The 18,632-nt window shown below is 64.3% G+C and carries 13 protein-coding genes; 11 read left to right on the plus strand and 2 right to left on the minus strand.

What is annotated here, in order from left to right; genetic code table 11:
• Positions 1 to 594 precede the first annotated feature (594 nt).
• Complete coding sequence (gene ngr / locus ACWKY3_RS03845) at positions 595 to 1,392, minus strand: nigerythrin (protein ID WP_449315097.1); 798 nt, start codon at positions 1,390 to 1,392, stop codon at positions 595 to 597.
• 271 nt (positions 1,393 to 1,663) lie between these two features.
• On the opposite strand from ngr, the gene ACWKY3_RS03850 reads away from it, so the two are divergent.
• The 11 genes from ACWKY3_RS03850 to ACWKY3_RS03900 all read left to right on the plus strand — a co-directional run bounded on the left by ACWKY3_RS03850 (position 1,664) and on the right by ACWKY3_RS03900 (position 17,665).
• A complete protein-coding gene (locus ACWKY3_RS03850; RefSeq protein WP_449315098.1) occupies positions 1,664 to 3,382 on the plus strand; it encodes a glucose-6-phosphate isomerase in 1,719 nt (572 codons plus the stop codon).
• A 180-nt stretch (positions 3,383 to 3,562) separates the two neighbouring features.
• Positions 3,563 to 6,568 (plus strand): carbamoyltransferase HypF, encoded by a 3,006-nt coding sequence (locus ACWKY3_RS03855; RefSeq protein ID WP_449315099.1) that lies wholly within the window; start codon positions 3,563 to 3,565, stop codon positions 6,566 to 6,568.
• A gap of 50 nt (positions 6,569 to 6,618) precedes the next feature.
• On the plus strand, positions 6,619 to 6,876 hold the full coding sequence (locus tag ACWKY3_RS03860) for a HypC/HybG/HupF family hydrogenase formation chaperone (RefSeq protein WP_449315100.1): 258 nt from the start codon (positions 6,619 to 6,621) through the stop codon (positions 6,874 to 6,876).
• 68 nt (positions 6,877 to 6,944) lie between these two features.
• On the plus strand, positions 6,945 to 8,063 hold the full coding sequence (gene hypD / locus ACWKY3_RS03865) for a hydrogenase formation protein HypD (protein WP_449315108.1): 1,119 nt from the start codon (positions 6,945 to 6,947) through the stop codon (positions 8,061 to 8,063).
• Between the two features lie 720 nt (positions 8,064 to 8,783).
• Positions 8,784 to 9,932, plus strand: coding sequence for a serine/threonine protein kinase (locus ACWKY3_RS03870; RefSeq protein WP_087194711.1), 1,149 nt, complete (start codon positions 8,784 to 8,786; stop codon positions 9,930 to 9,932).
• A 264-nt stretch (positions 9,933 to 10,196) separates the two neighbouring features.
• The gene (locus ACWKY3_RS03875) at positions 10,197 to 11,342 is read left to right on the plus strand and encodes a DMT family transporter (RefSeq protein ID WP_449315101.1); all 1,146 of its coding nucleotides are present in this window, start codon (positions 10,197 to 10,199) and stop codon (positions 11,340 to 11,342) included.
• 90 nt (positions 11,343 to 11,432) lie between these two features.
• Complete coding sequence (locus tag ACWKY3_RS03880; RefSeq protein ID WP_449315102.1) at positions 11,433 to 11,993, plus strand: hypothetical protein; 561 nt, start codon at positions 11,433 to 11,435, stop codon at positions 11,991 to 11,993.
• Positions 11,994 to 12,312: 319 nt separating this feature from the next.
• Positions 12,313 to 13,653 carry an MFS transporter gene (locus tag ACWKY3_RS03885; RefSeq protein ID WP_449315103.1) on the plus strand — a complete coding sequence of 447 codons (1,341 nt, stop codon included), beginning with the start codon at positions 12,313 to 12,315 and terminating at the stop codon, positions 13,651 to 13,653.
• A 146-nt stretch (positions 13,654 to 13,799) separates the two neighbouring features.
• Positions 13,800 to 14,396 (plus strand): TetR/AcrR family transcriptional regulator, encoded by a 597-nt coding sequence (locus tag ACWKY3_RS03890; RefSeq protein WP_449315104.1) that lies wholly within the window; start codon positions 13,800 to 13,802, stop codon positions 14,394 to 14,396.
• A gap of 159 nt (positions 14,397 to 14,555) precedes the next feature.
• Complete coding sequence (locus ACWKY3_RS03895) at positions 14,556 to 16,121, plus strand: amino acid permease (RefSeq protein ID WP_449315105.1); 1,566 nt, start codon at positions 14,556 to 14,558, stop codon at positions 16,119 to 16,121.
• Between the two features lie 53 nt (positions 16,122 to 16,174).
• On the plus strand, positions 16,175 to 17,665 hold the full coding sequence (locus tag ACWKY3_RS03900) for a glutamate decarboxylase (RefSeq protein WP_449315106.1): 1,491 nt from the start codon (positions 16,175 to 16,177) through the stop codon (positions 17,663 to 17,665).
• A 390-nt stretch (positions 17,666 to 18,055) separates the two neighbouring features.
• On the opposite strand, the gene ACWKY3_RS03905 is transcribed toward ACWKY3_RS03900, so the two are convergent.
• On the minus strand, positions 18,056 to 18,632 hold a 577-nt coding region (locus tag ACWKY3_RS03905), incomplete at its 5' end, for an arginine deiminase family protein (RefSeq protein ID WP_449315107.1).

An 18,632-nucleotide genomic window follows, 5' to 3' on the forward strand; every position in this document is an offset into this window, starting at 1 on the left:
GGCGGGCGGGGCCTTCCGAAGCGCCCGGCCAGGGGAAGCCCGGCTCGAGGATTGGCCAGCATAGGTCCATGTCAATCCTGGTCTAACAGAGAGGCGACGAAAACCGGTTCGTTTCCGTAGACGGGCCGCTCTCTCGACCGAGTGTTTCACGTGAAACATCCGTTTGCCGACGCACCGCGCGAAGGGTGCGCCCAAGCGAAGGGCGTCCCGCACCGCGCGAAGGACGCCCGCGACGAGCGAAGGGCGCGCCGCACCGCGCGAAGGATTGCCGCGCCTGCAGCGAAGGGAATGCCGCACCGTGCGAAGGGCGCCCCGCACCTGCAGCGACGGACGCCTCGCGCCGAACGAAGGGTGCGCCGCGCCTGCAGCGAAGGGAATGCCGCAACGCGCGAAGGGCGCCTCACACCGAACGAAGGGCGCGCCGCTCTACAGCGAAAGGCCCCGCGCCACACGACGGGCGCGCCGCACTTACAGCGAAAAGCGGCCGCCCTCGCAAAAAAGGGCAGCCGCTTTCCGTCCTAGAATGTTTCACGTGAAACACTCGTTTGCGCCGCGCCGCACGTGGCCCTGCGGCGCGGCGCGCATGCCGGGTTCTTAGTACGCCGTGAAGGAGCTCTTCGGGGCCAGGCAGATGGGGCAGGCGACGAAGTTCTCGCCCTTGTGGATGTAGCCGCAGATGGGGCACAGGTAGTACTTGCCGTCGAACGGCTCGTCGATGGTGGTGTAGGCGTCCATGTACAGCTTGGCGTGGTAGGCCTCGGCCAGCTTGGCGCGGGTGAACACCTGCACGGCCTTGTTGTTGCCCTCTTCCTGCGCCTTCTTGATGAAGGAGGGGTACATGTCCGACGTCTCGTAGATCTCTCCGTTCGCGCCGGAGATGAGGTTGATGTCGCTCTCATGCTCCTCCACGGCGGGCGGCTCGGGCTTTTCGGTGGCGGGGTCGATCTCCTTGGCCAGGTTGTACTCCAGCTCGATGTGGATCTTCTCGGCATCGGCCGTGCACTGGAACAGGCGGGCGAGCACGTCGAAGCCCTCCTGCTCGGCAACCTTGGAGTACGCTTCGTACTTCGTGGTGGCGCCCGTCTCGCCCGCGATGGCGGTCAGCAGGTTCTCGTACGTGGTCCCCACGACGGTCTCGCTCTCGGGCACCACGTTGAAGTTGCTGGCCGAAGCGGCGTCGGGCGCGCTGGAGGGGTCAAGGACCTCCGCCACGTACTCGCTGTTGGAGTCGGTGCTGGCGGCGCCGGCGTCGGTGGTGTTGGTTCCCTCTTCGGAAGCCGTCGCAGCGGGCTGCGCCTCGTTCGAGCAAGCGGCCAGCAGGCCGAGCGTCGAAACGGAAGCAGCGCTCACCACAGCGCCTTTCAGCAAGTCTCGTCTGGAAATTCCGGTCATGCGTCTTCCTCCTCTTATCATGGCGGGCCCTCTTACCCACCTTAACGAGATAATATCTTATTAGAAATTATATATCAATAATTTTATGCCACAAGGGAAGGGGGAAGGGGCAACCCCCGCGTGGCGCGACGTCCTTTGCGGCAGCGCGGCCCTTGCGGGGGCGTGTTCGCGCCGCTTTCGTTCACAACTCCACCACAAGGAGCCCGCAGCGCGGGCGCGCTTTTCGCACGTTTGCTAGAATGAAGAAACTTTTACTCTGAAAGAAGGTAGCATGCTCTCCGGTGACATGGAAAAACTGTATCCTTCCGCCAAGATGCTCGTGAAGGAATGCGTGGCCAGCCGCCTGCGCTCGAAGGACGCGTCCCTCTACGACTTCTCCGAGGAGGCGCGCTCGTGCGCGGAGAACTTCATGGGGTGGGCCGATCTGGCCAGCAACCCTCCGTGCCCGCTGCGCGAGATCCAGGCGTTCGCCGACTCCATCATCGCCCAGGGCCTCAAGACCGTCGTCCTCATCGGGCAGGGCGGGTCCACGCAGGCTCCCATGACCATCACGAAGTACAACAAGCCGGACTCGTCGGCCGTGGCGTTTCGCACGCTCGACTCCGACTCCCCGGTGCGCGTGCGCGCCATGCTGGCCGAGGCGGATCCGCGCACCACGCTGTTCATCATATCGTCCAAAAGCGGCGGCACCATAGAGCCGCGCCTGGCGCTGCGCGCCGTGCGCGACGCCGTGGCCGACAAGATCAGCGAAGAGGAGCTGGTCAAGCATTTGGTGGCCATCACCGATCCCGGCTCTGACCTGGAGCGCCAGGCGCGCGAAGAGGGATGGGGCGCCGTGTTCCTGGGCGAGCCTTCCGTGGGCGGGCGCTTTTCGGCCCTGTCGGTGTTCGGGCTGCTTCCCGCCGCGCTCGTGGGCATCGACCTGAACGACTTCATGGAGCACGCCCTTCAAGCCGAGCGCCAGTGCAGCGAAGACGCCATCGACAACCCCGCCATCGTGCTGGCGGCCTTCCTGTACGACAATTACGTGCAGGGCCGCAACAAGTTCTCGTTCCTCACCCAGAAGCGCGGGCGCGTGCTGGGCCTGTGGATAGAGCAGCTGGTGGCCGAGAGCCTGGGCAAGGAAGGCCAGGGCATCCTGCCCAACATCGAGGTGGACACCCTGCTGCTCACCAAGGACCCCGGCGACCGCAGCGTCATCACGTACCTGACCAAGACCGACCTGTGGGACGAGCGGCGCAACTTCGAGATGAGCCTGTCCTACATCGACCCGGCCATCCCGCGCCAGAACTACAAGATCAACACCGTGGAGGAGCTGGCCGAGCACTTCGTCATGTGGGAGTACGCCATCGCCATGTGCGGCTACCTCATGCGCGTGTGCCCCTTCGACCAGCCCGACGTGGCATCCGCGAAGGCCGCCGTGCTCGACATTCTGCGCGAAGGCCAGCCTGCGCCCGATTTCACGCAGGACTTTGTCGACGACGTCCATATGGGCGAGGCCGAGGTGCGCCTGGCGCCGTGCTTCAAGGACTGCACGGACATCCGCGGCGCCCTGCGGGCCCTTTTCGGCAGCATCCAGCCGGGGGACTTCTTCGCGCTCAACGCGTTTTTGCCGTTCACGGGCGAGGGTCGCCGCGAGGCGCTTGAGGCCATCCGCCACGACGTGGCCGAGAAGCGCGGCGTGGTGTCGTGCCTGGAGGTGGGTCCCCGGTACCTGCACTCCACCGGTCAGCTGCACAAAGGCGGGCCGAACTGCGGCGTGTTCCTCATCCTGTCGGCCGACGAGCTGAAAGACATCCCGTTGGGACGGGAGGCCGAAAGCCTGGGAACCTTGGCGAAGGCCCAGGCGTCCGGCGACTTGCTGACGTTGGCCGATCGCGGACGCCGCTGCGTGCACCTGCACCTGCCCGACAACTCGGGCGTCACGCTGCGCGCTTTGGCCGAAGTGGTTGCCGACATCCTGGAGGAGCTTGGCGCCTCCGAGCGCTAACGTGGGCGCACGGCGCGGGGCGCGTGGCGCAGGGGCACGCGAAGGCGTGCCGCGCGCTGCACGGGCGTGCGGCAGGTGCGGCGGCGTTTCCGCACCGAGCGGCGCCGCGTGCCGGATGTTTCACGTGAAACGGGCGACGGGCGCATAAGCCCGGCAAAGCGGAAGCGAGGCGAAAGACGCATGAAAGAGGCGCTCGACATCCAGGTGAAGGGTATCGTGCAAGGGGTGGGTTTCCGCCCCTTCGTCTATCGGTTGGCCAAGAAGTACCTGGTGGACGGCTGGGTGCTCAACGCCACCGACGGCGTGTTCATCCATGCGGAGGCCGAGTCGAAGCTGCTCGACGAATTCGTGCTGGAGCTGTCCGAGAACCCGCCGGCCGCCTCGCGCGTGGAGGAGATCGACCTCGCGGAGGTGCCGCTTGAGGGCTTCGACTCCTTCGAGATCCGCTTCTCGGACGCCGGCGCGGTGGAGAAGACCACGCTCGTGTCGCCCGACCTCGCCACCTGCGACGACTGCGTGCGCGAGCTATTCAACCCCAACGACCGGCGTTTCCGTTACCCGTTCATCAACTGCACGAACTGCGGCCCGCGCTTCACCATCATCGAGAAGCTGCCCTACGATCGCAAGAGCACGTCGATGAAGGATTTTCCCATGTGCGAGCGCTGCGCCGCCGAATACGCCGATCCGCTGGATCGGCGCTTCCACGCGCAGCCGGACGCATGTTTCGAGTGCGGCCCGCATATCAGCTGGCGCGAGCACGAAAACCCCGACGCGCGAACATGCACCGACGCGCAAACGAATGTTTCACGTGAAACATTCGGAGCGCAGGACGAGGAGGACGGTCGTTGCGAAGCGAACGACCACGGCGAAACGACCGGCCGTGGCGGCGTGGGCGAATGCTGCGAGGCAGACGTTCGCGGGGCGACGGATGATCGCGGTGCGCAGGGCGAACGATGTGGGACGGGCGAGCGGTGCACGGCGAACGACCGCGGCGCGACGGGCGACCGCGGCACGACGGGCGTCCGGCTCGGCGCGCCGTGCGGCCCTGTGGACGCGCCTCTCGGTCCGCTGTCCTGGGGCGTCACGCGCGAGCAGAGCGACGCCATCTTCTCACGCGCCGTGGAGCTGCTGATGGCAGGCAAGATCTTGGCGGTGAAGGGCCTTGGCGGCTTCCACTTGGCATGCGACGCGAACAACGCGGAGGCCGTGGCGCGGTTGCGCGCTCGCAAGCGCCGCGAGGGCAAAGCGTTCGCCGTCATGATGCCCGACCTGGCCGCCGTGCGCCAAGCGTGCGAGGTGGGCGAGGCCGAGGAAGCCGCGCTCATCGGCGCGCAACGGCCCATCGTGTTGCTGAGGAAGCGCGCCGGCGCCGTGTTCGCGCCCGGTCTGGCCGACGCGCTGCCCGAGCTGGGCGTCATGCTGCCCTACACGCCCGTGCAGCACCTGCTGTTGCACGATTTCGCCACCGCTGCCGCAGCGGCCGGCAGGACGGACGTCCCCATGCTGGTCATGACCTCCGGAAATCTGCACGACGAACCCATCGTCATCGACGACGAGGACGCCTACGTCCGGCTCTTCTCCGTGGCCGACGCCTTCATGGGCCACGACCGCGCTATCCGCACGCGCTACGACGACTCGGTCATCCGCGTCATCCGCGCCGGCAGCGCGGGGGAGGCCGTGCAGTTCGTCCGCCGCGCCCGCGGCTACGCGCCCCTTCCCGTCCCGTTGGCTTGCCAGCCGGCGAAATCGGCCAACGCCGCGGCTTCCCCCAGCGTCCCGCCTCTCGAAGACGACGGATCCGCGGCCTCCTCGCAGCGACCTTCCATCTTCGCTGCCGGGCCGGAGCAGAAGGCCACGTTCGCCCTCACGCGGGATGCGGAGGCGTTCGTCTCGCAGCACATCGGCGACATGGAGAACGCCGAAACCTACGACGCTTGGCTCGCCGCCAAAGAGCGCTTCGAGGCGCTCTTCGAGATCAAGCCCAACCTGGTGGCGTGTGACCGGCACCCCGAGTACCTTTCCGCGAAGTGGGCGCATGCCCAAAACCTGCCCGTCATCGAAGTGCAGCACCATCACGCGCACGTTGCGTCGGTGATGGCCGAGAACGGCCTGACGGACCCTGTGTGCGGCATCGCCTTCGACGGCACGGGCTTCGGCATGGACGGAGCCATCTGGGGCGGGGAGGTGCTGCTCGCCAACCGGCGCGCTTTCGAGCGTTTCGCGAACTTCGCCTACGTGCCCCTGCCGGGCGGCGCGGCCGCGGTGCGGCACCCGCTGCGCATGGCCTACGGCGCGCTTTGGGCGTTCGACCTGCTTGACCATCCCGGTGCGGCCCGCGCGCTCGAAGCGCTGGGCGAGCAGGCCGCCATCTGCAACCAGATGATCGAGCAGGGCGTGAACACGCCTATGACCTCGTCGGTCGGCCGTCTTTTCGACGCCGCCAGCGCGCTTTTGGGCATTTGCGTCGAGCCGGCGTACGAAGGCGAGCCCGCCATCCTGCTGGAGGCGGCCATCTCCGCCCCGCCGGTGCGCCCGCTTCCAGGGCGGGCGCCCGCCGGCCCCGGCACCGCCCCCGCTGCCCCCTCTGCGGCCGCCATCCCAGCCCACGCTCCCGGCACCGCCCCCGCCGGCCCCTCTGCGGCCGCCATCCCGACCGCCGCCCCCGCCGGTCCCTCCACCCTCCCCTTTGCGGCCCCCGCTAACGGCCAAGCGAATGTTTCACGTGAAACATTCGCTGACGACCAGGCGAAACAGGACGATGCGGCCGCGCTCGACCGCTACGCCGTCGCCGTTCTCAAAAACACCGCCACCGCGCAAAGCACCGCGCAGGACACCTCCGTGCTCCTGCTCGATGCCGCGCCCACGTTCCGCGCGCTGCTGGACGATTTTGCCGCCGGCGTGCCCGTTTCCGTCATCGCGCGCCGCTTCCATGACGCGTTCGTGCAGGCTGTCGTCACGGTGGCGGAACTTGTGCGCGCCTTGCACGGCATTGGGACGGTGACGCTTTCCGGCGGCGTGTTCATGAACCGCTATCTAGCCGAGCACGCGATTGCCGCGCTCGAGGACGCGGGCTTCACGGTGGCCGTCAATCGCGATCTACCGCCCAACGACGGCTCCGTCTCGTTCGGGCAGGCTGTGGTAGCATGGGCCGCAAGCGAAGAGGGCGCTGCCGAGAGCGGCGCGTAAGGCGCGCTTCTGCACGGATGCGCGCCGCAATCCGAAAGAAGGCATGAACCATGTGCTTGGCTATACCGGCGAAGATCACCGAGCTCAAAGACGGCGGCTTGGCCGTCGTGGACATCCTCGGCGTCACCCGCGACATCGCGATCGACCTCACGCCGCAGGCCGGCGTGGGCGACTTCGTGTTAGTGCATGCCGGTTTCGCCATTGAGGTGGTGGACCCCGACTACGCGCAGGAGACCATCGACCTCATCAAGCAGTTCCCCGAACTCGCCGGCGACGACCTCCCCGCAAGCGAGGAGGCTGCAAGATGACCGGCTGCAAGGAAACGAATGTTTCACGTGAAACATTCGCCGCGCCAAGCGCCTCCGCCTCGCCGGGCATGCACGAGGCGCGCGCGGTGGACGCCGACGAGATGCAGCGGGAGCTTGCGGCGTTCAAGGATCCGCAGCTGGCGCGCGGCCTCATCGAGTCCATCGGCAAGCTGGCCCCCGCAGGCGGCGCCACGCTCATGGAGGTGTGCGGCACGCACACCGTGGCCATCGCGCGCAACGGAATCCGCGACCTCATGCCGCAGGGCACGCGTCTGGCGAGCGGTCCCGGCTGCCCCGTGTGCGTGACCTCGAACCGCGACATCGACACGGTCATCGCCCTCGCGCGCATCCCGAACGTCACCATCGCCACGTTCGGCGACATGACGCGCGTGCCCGGCTCCACGTCGAGCCTGCTGCAGGAGCAAGCGGCCGGCCGCAGCGTGCAGATCGTGTACTCGCCGCTGGACGCGCTTACGCTGGCCGCCCAGCACCCGGAGCGTCAGATAGTGTTCGTGGGCGTGGGTTTCGAAACCACCACGCCGCTTGTGGCGATGGCCGTGAAGCGCGCCGCCGCGGCCGACCTGAAGAACTTCACCGTGTTCGCCGCGCACAAGAACATGCCGGGCGCGCTGGAGGCCATCATCAACGACCCGCAGCTCAAGCTGGACGCGCTCATCCTGCCCGGCCACGTGAGCACCATCATCGGTGCCGCGCCGTACGAGTTTTTGGCGAAGAAATACGGCATCCCCGGCGTGATCACGGGTTTCGAGCCGGTGGACGTGCTGCAGGGCATCGCGATGATCATGCGCCAACTGCACGAAGGCCGCGCGGAGATAGAGATAGCCTACGCGCGCGGCGTCATGCCGCAGGGCAACCCCACCGCGCTGGCCGCCATTGACGAGGTGTTCGAAACCTGCCCTGCCACCTGGCGCGGCCTCGGGGTCATCGACGGCTCGGGCTACCGCATCCGCGAGAAGTTCGCGCGCTTCGACGCCGTGCGCCGCTTCCAACCCGACGTGGAACCCACGCAGGATCCGAAGGGCTGCCGCTGCGGGGATGTGCTGCGCGGCATCATGGCGCCAAGCGACTGCCCGCTCTTCCGCACCGTATGCACGCCGGAAAACCCGGTGGGTCCCTGCATGGTGTCTTCCGAAGGCAGCTGTGCTGCGTACTACCGCTACTATTAAGAGACCGCTGCAAAAAGAGGGCGCCAGCCCGCGCCGCACTCACGCCCCACGCCCGCGCCCGCGCTGCGCTCGCCCCGTGTCTCGCCCATCCGCCTTTCGCGTCCGTCCCGCGTTCATCCCGGCTCTCGCCGGAAGCCGGCCGATAGCGTCCGGGGCCAGGGTCTCGCGCCCACGCCCCGCGCGTCCGGCTCGGTTTCTGCCCGCATTGCGCAAGAGCATTCAACGTGGTTTTCAATCCCGGCCGACCCTGACCGAATTTTTACAGCCTTTCAAAAAATTTTCTCCGGGCATTTTTGTGCAAAGAGGAAGAGAGCCGGGAGGTCGCATGGCAAGCCGGCTCGTGCATGGACATGAGGTTTCTTCCCTTTTTATGCAAAAGTCCATGAATAGAATGAGAAAATATCCAATATGAATCAAAAAGTGTCGGGCAGATAAAAAGCAATCGATTCCAATAATTGTGCAACTGCACAATAACAGGCAGAAAACGGAACGAAATGCGATTGATTTTCATGTTGCAGGTGATCAAAAAAGGTGGTATAACTGCGTCATCGGCAAATCTGGCGGATACGCCACGGAAGGGTTCCGAGGAGCGCACATGAAGCATCAGTCTCCAAAGTTTCCCTGCAGCCGCGGCGTTTTCGCTGGCTGAGCTGCAGTGCACAGTAGTTGTGCAAGCCATCTAGGCAGCGCATGGGGCGCTGCCGGAGAAAGGAGACTGTCATGGCGAAGATAGTCAACTCTTGGAACGACTGGGATCCGCTGAAGCGCGTGATCGTCGGCCGCTGCGACAACTCGGTCATCCCGCCCGAGGAGCCCGCGACCTCCGAGAAGGTGCCCGTGGACTCCGAGATGCGCGGCATGTGGGGCCTGCGCCCGCTGGCCACCGTCGAGCGCGGCAACGAGTGCCTCGAGAACCTCGTGAAGATCCTCGAGGACCGCGGCGTGGTCGTCGACCGCCCGACGCCCTTGCAGTGGAACCAGGCCATCGGCACGCCGGACTTCCGCAACGACTCGATGATGACCTGCATGCCGCCCCGCGACATCCTGCTCACCATCGGCAGCGAGATCATGGCCTCGGCCAACTCCTTCCGCTGCCGCTACTTCGAGTACCTGGCCTACTGGCCGCTCATGAAGCAGTACTTCGACGAGGACCCCGAGTTCAAGTGGACCCAGGCCCCGCGCCCGCGCCTGACCGACGCCTCCTACAAGCACAACTACTACGACGAGAAGATCTCGCTGGAGGAGCGCCTCGTGCGCACCGCCAACAAGGACTTCGTCACCACCGAGGTGGAGCCGATGTGGGACGCCGCCGACGTGATGCGCATGGGCAAGGACCTGTTCATCCAGCACGGCCTGACCACCAACCGCACGGCCATGGACTGGTTCCAGCGCTACTACCCCGAGTACCGCGTGCACGCCGTGAACTTCCCCGGCGACCCCTACCCGATCCACATCGACGCGACCTTCGTGCCGCTGCGCCCGGGCCTGATCATCAACAACCCGCACCGCAAGCTCCCCGAGGAGCAGCGCGCCATCTTCGAGGCCAACGACTGGCAGATCGTCGAGGCCGCCCAGCCGGCCCACGACGAGCCGCCGGCGCTGTGCTACAGCTCGGTGTGGCTGTCCATGAACTGCCTCGTGCTCGACCCCAAGACGGTCATCGTGGAGGCCTCCGAGGTCTACCAGCAGGAGCAGATGGACAAGCTCGGCATGAACGTCATCCCCTGCGACCTGCGCGACGCCTACCCGTTCGGCGGCGGCCTGCACTGCTCCACGGCCGACGTCTACCGCGAGGGCGAGTGCCTCGACTACTTCCCGAACCGCGTCAAGGATCCCACCCTGGTGCGCCCGGAGATGTGGAACGACTAAGCGCAGCTGCGTAGTAAGCCACGCGGCGTGACCTCGACTTCGATGGACAGCGTCGCGATGTAAAAGAAAGGGGATTCGTTTTGCAAGGCATTCCGGATCCCCTTTTTGGTTCCAGTCCGCAACAATCACGCACAATCGAAAGCGGTTATGCAGGATCAAAGGCAAGACCTCGTAGTTTCGCATTTGATCTTTCATGACGAATAATCCTTCTTGCGGAGGCCTGGCTGGAGCTTACCTTTTTTGCTACTGGTTTAAGGAGGACCAATGGCAGACAACAAGATCACCTCAGGAAGTGCGCAGACCGGTGACGGCACCGGCTTCGAGATGGATCGGAAATGGGGAACCATTGCCATGCTCATCTCGGCGACGGGCATGGGTCTTGTGCCCCTGTTCAGCCGCTGGGGAACGCGCACCGACATGTTCGACGGAACGGCGGGGTTGAATGCTGGCGATTCCGTCGGAGCGCTCATGGCCGTGGGCCGCATGACCATGGGCCTTATCTTCTTCGTGGCGCTGGTGTTCATCACCCACAAGGTGGGCGTGTTCAAGAAGCTCAAAGTGACGCCCGCCATCATTCTGGGCGGCGTCATGATCGGTCTTTCCCTCGCATGCTACGTGACTGCCACGTTGCTCACGTCGGTTGCGAACTCGGTTCTGTTCATCTACACGGGCCCCGTGCTGTGCATTCTGTTCGCGCGGATATTCCGCAAGGAACCCATGTCGATTCTCCAATGGGTATGCTTGGCAGCCGTTATCGTGGGTACGCTGTTTGGCAACAACATCGTCGGGTTCAACGAGTCGGGTGCCTTCACGGTGAGCTTCAGCCTTGAGATGTCCACGCCTGATTATCCGCAGAAGGGCATCGGCGACATCTTCGGTTTGCTCTCGGGCGTGTTCTACGGCCTGTCGATGTTCTTCAACGGCTATCGCAAAGATGCTGACACCACCGCTCGCGGCGTGTGGAACTTCTTGGCCGCTGCGCTTGCCGCTTTGGCGGTGACGCTCGTTATGAACTTCATGGGCGAAAGCGGCATCGTGCCGTCTAACTGGGCGCTTAACCTGCACCTCACCCCGTTCAACTGGATTGGCGCCGTTCTTCTGTGGATCTTCTCCGGCGCGGTGGCCTTGGGCTTCCTTTTGGTCGCGGGCCGCAACCTTCCGGCTGCGGACTACGGCACCATCGCGTATTGGGAGGTTCCCGTTGCGCTGTTCATCGGCCTGGTCATTTTTGGCGAGGCGCTGACCATCAACACCATCATCGGCGGTGTCCTCATCATCGGTGGCGGGGCGATCCCGGCTATCAAGGGCATCATCGAGGGCGCGAAGCACGAGAAAGAGGTCGAGATTCGCGAGAACCTGTCTGCTCGCCTTGAAGAGGAGGCCCAGAAAGAGGACCTCGATCTTCGATAGGGTCTGCGTTCGCGCTGAAAGCGCGTTGGATGGGCGGTCGGTTGGTCGAAGCGCCACGACCGCCCCACTCTGAAAAGGAAGGTGCAGAACATGAAGATTACGAGCAACCTGACCCACATTGCGACTGAGGTTGAGTTCGAGGCCGCGAAGAGCGAGGAAGAGCTGCGCGTCGCCTTCGACCAGGCAGGATTGCAGGGATTCCCGGCTGAGCTGGACATCGCCGAGCGCACGGAAGACCACGTGCAGATGATGTCGCTCGATACGCTTCTGGGCTTTGCGAAGGCGTCGGGGCTGGGCGCGGTCACCTATGATGTGACGTACTTCCCGCACGCCGACGAGGCCGAGGTCGATTATCAGCTTAACCAGCTGTCGCGCGACCTGGAGATCAGCCCCGAGGTCATCCGCGACGTGTGCGCGGCTGAGATCAAGGAGTACTTGGCCCTCGACGCGAAGCGCGATGCAAGCTTGCCAGTGCACAGCATTGTGGAGGCTTACACGGGCGGCACGGCGTTCGCCTGGTACGGCATGAACGAGTATCCGCGCTTGAAGCATGTGATCTTGCGCAAGCTGGCGCAGGGCGGTCAGAAGGCCAAGCGCAACTTCATCATGCGTGCGAGCAAGGCCCAGGTGGATTTGCTCGAAGACTACTGATCGCACGCGTGCGATCGGGCAACGTACTATCGATAGGGGCCCGCTTGAATTGTTTGAAGCGGGCCCTATGCGTCCTTTGGCATGTGGATGCGGATTGCGCTTCCGTTGCGTGGCGAAACCGTTCGCATCGAAAAATGGTTACATTTCGGATACGTGCCGATCTGTTGAAAATTTGTGCGCTTGCACTAGGGTAAAGTGGATACGGCGTTTACATTCGGACGAACGATTGGGGTTTCGATGGAAAGGACGCATGGCATGCGGCTCGAACGCGTTTCTGTAGACGTGTTCAACGAGGCCGCACCGTTCTTAGGGGACTATCATGAGTGTTGAAACGACGATGGAGCAGAGAGGCTACACCGAAGAAGAGAAGCACAAGACTCTCAAGAGGGTTGTGGGCTCTTCGTTCCTCGGAAACTTCATCGAATGGTTCGATTATGCGAGTTATTCATATTTGGCCACCGTCATCGCTTTGGTGTTCTTCCCGGGCGAGGATCGCACGGTGGCGGTCATGTCGACGTTCGGCGTGTTCGCGCTTTCGTTTTTGGTGCGTCCCATCGGCGCTTTGTTCTGGGGCAACATGGGAGACAAGAAGGGGCGTAAGTGGGCGCTTTCCATCTCCATCCTGTTGATGTCCGGTGCCACGTTCCTTATCGGCTGCCTGCCCAGCTACGCCATGATCGGCGTGGGCGCTCCGCTGCTGCTGTTGCTGCTGCGCATGGTGCAGAGCTTCTCGGCGGCGGGCGAGTACGCCGGCGCCGCCACGTTCATCGCCGAGTACGCGCCCACGAACCATCGCGGCTTCTACTGCTCGATGGTGCCGGCCTCCACGGCGGCGGGCCTGCTGGTGGGTTCGTTGTTCGCTTCGGCCATGTTCAACATCTGGGGCGCCGACTCCCAGTTCGTGGTGGAGTGGGGCTGGCGCATCCCGTTTTGGCTGGCCGGTCCGCTGGGCTACATCACGCACTACATCCGCGAGCATCTTGAGGACTCGCCGGTGTACGAGCAGATGCAAAACGATCTGAAGGCCAAGGGCCTCAAGGGCGAGGACAAGCCCATCCGCACCCTGTTCAAAAAGCATCTCAAGAAGCTCATCATCTCGTTCGGCGCGTGCGTTTTGAACGCGGTCGGCTTCTACGCGGTGCTCACGTACCTGCCGAACTACCTTGAGACGACGCTCAACTACGATCCCGCGTTGGCGTCCATCATCACGAACATCGTGCTGGTGGTCTACATCGCCTTCATCTTCCTGTCCGGGCGCGTCTCCGACCGCTTCGGACGCAAGAAGATGCTCATCGGCGCCTGCGTGGGCTTCATCGTGCTCACCATTCCGGCGTTCATGCTGCTGAGCACCATGAACTTCGTCATCATCTTGGCGGTGGAGCTTGTCATGTGCCTGATGCTCACCATCAACGACGGCACGCTGGCCAGCTATCTGAACGAGACGTTCCCCACCGATGTTCGCTACTCCGGGTTCGCGCTCAGCTTCAACCTGGCCAACGCCATCTTCGGCGGGTCGGCCTCCTACATTTCGTTCTGGCTGATCAGCGCAACCGGCAACAACATTGCTCCGGCGTTCTACATGGTGTTCATCGCGGTTATCGCGCTGGTTGCCATGATCTTGTCGCACGAGCACACAGGGAAGGATCTGACCGAGGTGTAACGGCGTTTCAGGAACGTTCTTCGACGCGACGTCGCCGCGGCGCGCCTGGTGCGGGCTGCGGTGGCGTCGCCGTTTTCGCAAAGCATCGTGCTTTGGCTGGTGCTCAGGTTTGGGGATGCGATGCCGAAAGGAAGCGGTGAGGTTGCATGAGCGACGCAACGCAAACGCCTAAATCGCTGAAAGCGCAGATCACGCGCACCTCGCTGGTGCTCGCGGCGGCGGCGCTTCTGCGCGAGCAAGGGCCGAAGGCCGTCACGTACCGCAAGGTGGCGAAATGGGCGGGGGCGGCTTCGTCGTCGGTGGGGTACTACTTCGATTCCGTGACGCAGCTTCTTCACGAGGCGGGCCGCTACAACATCCAGCTGTGGGCCGAGCGCGCCGAGAAGGCGGCGTCGGCGGCGGAGGGCATGGAGCCCGAGGAGTGCCGCAAGCAGGTGGTGGCCCTTCTCATCAGCGCGTGCCTGCCCGACGAGAGCGTGGTTCCTTCGGCTCATTACGCCCAGCTGATAGCCGCAGCCGAGTCCGATGTGGTCACGGAGGCGTACCAGAAAGGCCGTGTGGCCCTTGATGCGGCCGTGGAGCGCATCCTTTCCCGCGCTGGCATCGCCATGCCGGCGCGCATGGTGGGCGTCGTCGTCGACGGCGCTGCGGTGGCCGCCATTTCCGAAGGGTACAACGTGCACGACTTCGCAAGCTCGCTTCTTGGCGACGCGCTGGAAGTTTACGCGAAGGCCGCAGGCTAGCAAGCGGCGGCCAACGTTTCGGCGACGGGAGGGCAAAGACCCTCCCGTCGCTGCGTTTCAAGCTCTTTCCTCTGGTAGAACGTTGAGATCAAACGTTTTCGCGCGGAAGCGTCCCCGTCGGGGACCTCGCGCATGCGGTCCAGGGAAAGGAGCACAAGCATGGGCGAGTCCTCTCGGCAGGCGGCTGCGCCGCAGGGCGATCCGGGTCCTGTGGGCAAGGCCGGTCGGCCTGCGTTCAAACGGACGCTGACGTTCTTCGGATTCTTCGCCATCACGGCGTCCATGGTGATGACGGTCTACGAGTATCCGTCGTTCGCCTCGTCAGGGTTTCAACTGGTATTCTTCTTGATCGTTGGAGGGCTTCTGTGGTTCCTCCCCGTCGCGATGTGCGCGGCCGAGATGGCAACGGTCGAAGGCTGGGAGTCGGGCGGCATCTTCGCCTGGGTGGGCAACACCTTGGGGCGGCGCTGGGGCTTCGCGGCGCTGTTCTTCCAATGGTTCCAGATCACCGTGGGGTTTGTGACCATGGCGTTCTTCATCCTGGCGGCCTTCGCCTACGTGGTGGGGTGGGATGCGCTCTACAAGGATCCGCTGGTCATGTTCTTCGGCGTGGCGGCCATCGTGTGGCTGCTCACGCTCACGCAGCTGGGCGGCACGAAGTTCACGGCGCGCATCTCCAAGGTGGGTTTCGTGGGCGGCATCCTCGTGCCGGTGGCGGTGCTGCTGGTGGGTTTGGTGTATTACTTCGCAACGGGCGGCGCGAGCCAGATCACCATGGACGCGGCCACGTTCGTACCCGATTTCTCCAAGGTGGACACGCTGGTGATCTTCGCCTCGTTCATTCTGGCGTACATGGGCGTCGAGGCGTCCGCGTCGCACGTGAACGAGCTGAAGAACCCCAACCGCAACTACCCGCTGGCCATGATCGTGCTGGCCCTGCTGACCATCGCGTTGGACGCGCTGGGCGGCTTGGCCGTGGCAACCACGCTGCCGGCAAGCGTGCTGGACGGCAACCTGTCGTTCGGCGTCATAGAGGCGTTCCGCGCCATCTTCATCCAGCACATAGGCCCCTCCATGAGCTGGGTCGTGTTCGCCGTGGCGCTGCTGTTGGCCCTGGGCGTGCTGGCGGAGATATCCGCTTGGATCGTGGGTCCGTCACGCGCGCTGCTCGACACGGCGCACGACGGCATTTTGCCGCCGTCGTTCAAGAAGGTGAACAAGCACGGCGTGAGCGTGAAGACCGTGGTCATCCAGGCCGCCATCGTGACGGTGTGGGACGCGGTGCTGTGCGGGTCCATCGCGCTGTCGGGCGGTTCAAGCTCGTCGGTGGGGTATCTGACGGCCATCGGGCTGACCGTGGTCATCTACCTGGTGGGTTACGTGCTGTTCTTCTTGGGGTACTTCTACCTGGTGTTCAAGAAGAAGAGCCTGCGCCGCTCGTTCCAGCTGCCCGGCGGCACGCCCGTGAAGGCTGCGGTGGCCGGGGTGGGCCTTGTTATGACCGTGGCGACGCTTGTCATATCGTTTTTCCCCTCGTCCAACCTCACGGCGCAGGCGAACCAGGTGTACCAAGCCACGCTGCTGGTGGCGTTCGCGGTTTCCGTCGCCATCCCGTTTTTCATCTACGGGCTGCGGCATCGTTGGGCGCACTCGGCGCCGAAGGCCGCGTCGCCCGGCGATGCGGACGGCCGGGACGCAAGCCGCCGTCCCGACGGCAAGGCCTGACGGCGAACGTGCGAAAAAGCTTCAATCAACGTTGACGAAACAGGAGGTTTCTCATGCAGAAGCACGAACCTACGAGCACTATCCTCGATCACATGGACGAGAAGACAAAGTACCTCACACCCATCTTCGGAACGGAGGCGTCCGACGCGCAGATGCCGCGCCTCAAGATGAACGACCAGCCCGTGGAGCCGCGCGTGGCCTACGAGATGATCAGGGAGTACCTGTCCATCGAGGGCAACGCCACGCAGAACCTCACCACGTTCTGCCAAACCTACATGGAACCCATGGCCACCAAGATCATGGCCGAGGTCATGGAGAAGAACGCCATCGACAAGGACGAGTACCCCATGACGGCCGATCTGGAGAACCGCTGCGTGGCCATGCTCGGCGACCTGTGGCACGCGAACCCCGACGAGCAGCCCATGGGCACGTCCACCGTCGGCTCGTCCGAGGCGTGCATGCTGGGCGGCCTGGGGATGCTCTTCCGCTGGAAGCAGCTGGCCAAGGACGCGGGCATCGACATCTACACGGCGCAGCGCCCCAACCTGGTGATCTCGTCCGGCTACCAGGTGTGCTGGGAGAAGTTCTGCCGCTACTGGGACATTGAGATGCGCCTGGTGCCGCTTGACGCGGACCACCTGTCGCTCAACATGGACACGGTCATGGACTACGTGGACGACCACACCATCGGCATCACGGCCATCCTGGGCATCACCTACACCGGCAAGTACGACGACGTGGCAAAGCTCGATGAGCTGGTGGAGGCGTACAACGAGAAGCATCCCAAGCTGCCCATCCGCATTCACGTGGACGGCGCGTCGGGCGCGATGGTGGCCCCGTTCGTGGAACCTGATCTGCTGTGGGACTTCAAGTTGAAGAACGTGTGGTCCATCAATGCGTCGGGCCACAAGTACGGCCTGGTGTACCCCGGCATCGGATGGGTGCTGTGGCGCGGCAAGGAGGCCCTGCCCAACGACCTCATCTTCTGGGTGAGCTACCTGGGCGGCGAGGAGGCCACCATGGCCATCAACTTCTCGCGCAGCGCCTCGCAGATCGTGGGACAGTACTACGTGCTCATGCGCAACGGCTTTGCGGGTTTCAAGGAGATTCACGAGCGCACGCTGGACGTGGCGCGCTACCTGGCCGCCGAGCTTGAGGAGATGGGCCTGTTCGTGCTCTACGAAGACGCCGACCACATTCCCATCGTGTGCTGGGGTCTCAAAGACGATGCGGACGTGCCCTGGACGCTTTACGACCTTTCCGACCGTCTGCGCATGAACGGTTGGCTGGTGCCCGCCTATCCCATGCCCGCTAACATGCAGGACACGGTCATCCAGCGCGTGGTGGCGCGCGCCGACTTCTCCATGCAGCTTGCCGTGAAGCTGGTGGAGGACTTGAAGAAGGAGGTCGCCACCCTCAACAAGGCCAGGTTCGTCACAGGCAACACCCAAGGCGTCATCAACACCGGGTTCAACCACGGCGGTCGCTTTGCCGTGAACGCCGGCGACAAGGATCAGACCAAGGCTCCCTCCTCGCGCAAGTAGCGTCGAGGAGCGCTCTGCCCAACCCAAGGGCCCCGAAAGGGGCCCTTGTCGTGTGCGAGGGAGGATGGAAAGGCGGAGGGGGCCTGCGCGCCCTCCGCCTGCATGGGTCGCATGGCCGCGCCGGGCAGGCGCGCAAAATGCCCCTATAGCTCCTGCAGCCTCATCGGGGTTCGGGCTGCCGGGGCTACAGGGGCTCCGGTATTACCTGCAAACCCGTCTTCCGGCTCTCGTTCGCCAAAACTAACCGGATCGGTGCGTGCAGGCACGTGTCAAGCAAGACGGGCCCATCTCGAAAGAGACGGTGCCAGCCTCCGCCGCAAAAGCGCGTCGCGCTTTTTCGGCGGAGGCCGATCGGCCGGCCGCCAGGTCCGGCCGCTCAGCCGGCAGGGGCTAGTCCTCGCGCCAGATGGGCATGCTCATGCAGCGCGGGCCGCCACGACCGCGGGAAAGCTCGGCCGAGGGGACCACGACCAATTCGAGGCCCTTCTCCGCCAGCACCGCGTTCGTCACGTCGTTGCGCTCGTACACCACGATCTTGCCCGGGGCGATGCACAGCGTGTTGGAGCCGTCGTTCCACTGCTCGCGCTCGGCCGCGATGCGGTCGCCGCCGCAGCAGGGGATAAGCTCCACCGGGCATCCGACGTACTTCTCAAGGATGTTCTCCAGAGTGTCGTTCATCTCCTTGACCTTGATGCCTGCGCCCTCGGGGGTGATCTCGAACACGGTGAGCGGGCCCATGATGCCGGGATGGATGGTGAACTTGTCCACGTCGATCTGCGTGAACACGGTGTCCAGATGCATGAACGCGCGGCTGTTGGGGATGTTGAACGCCAGGATGGTGTCCACGGGGGACGTCTTGTCGTTGAAGATGTTGTGGGCGATCTCGTCGATGGCGTCGGGCTCGGTGCGCTGGGAGATGCCGATGGCCAGGACGTGGTCGTTGATGTTGAGGATGTCGCCGCCCTCG

The organism is Rubneribacter sp. (genome assembly GCF_965361815.1).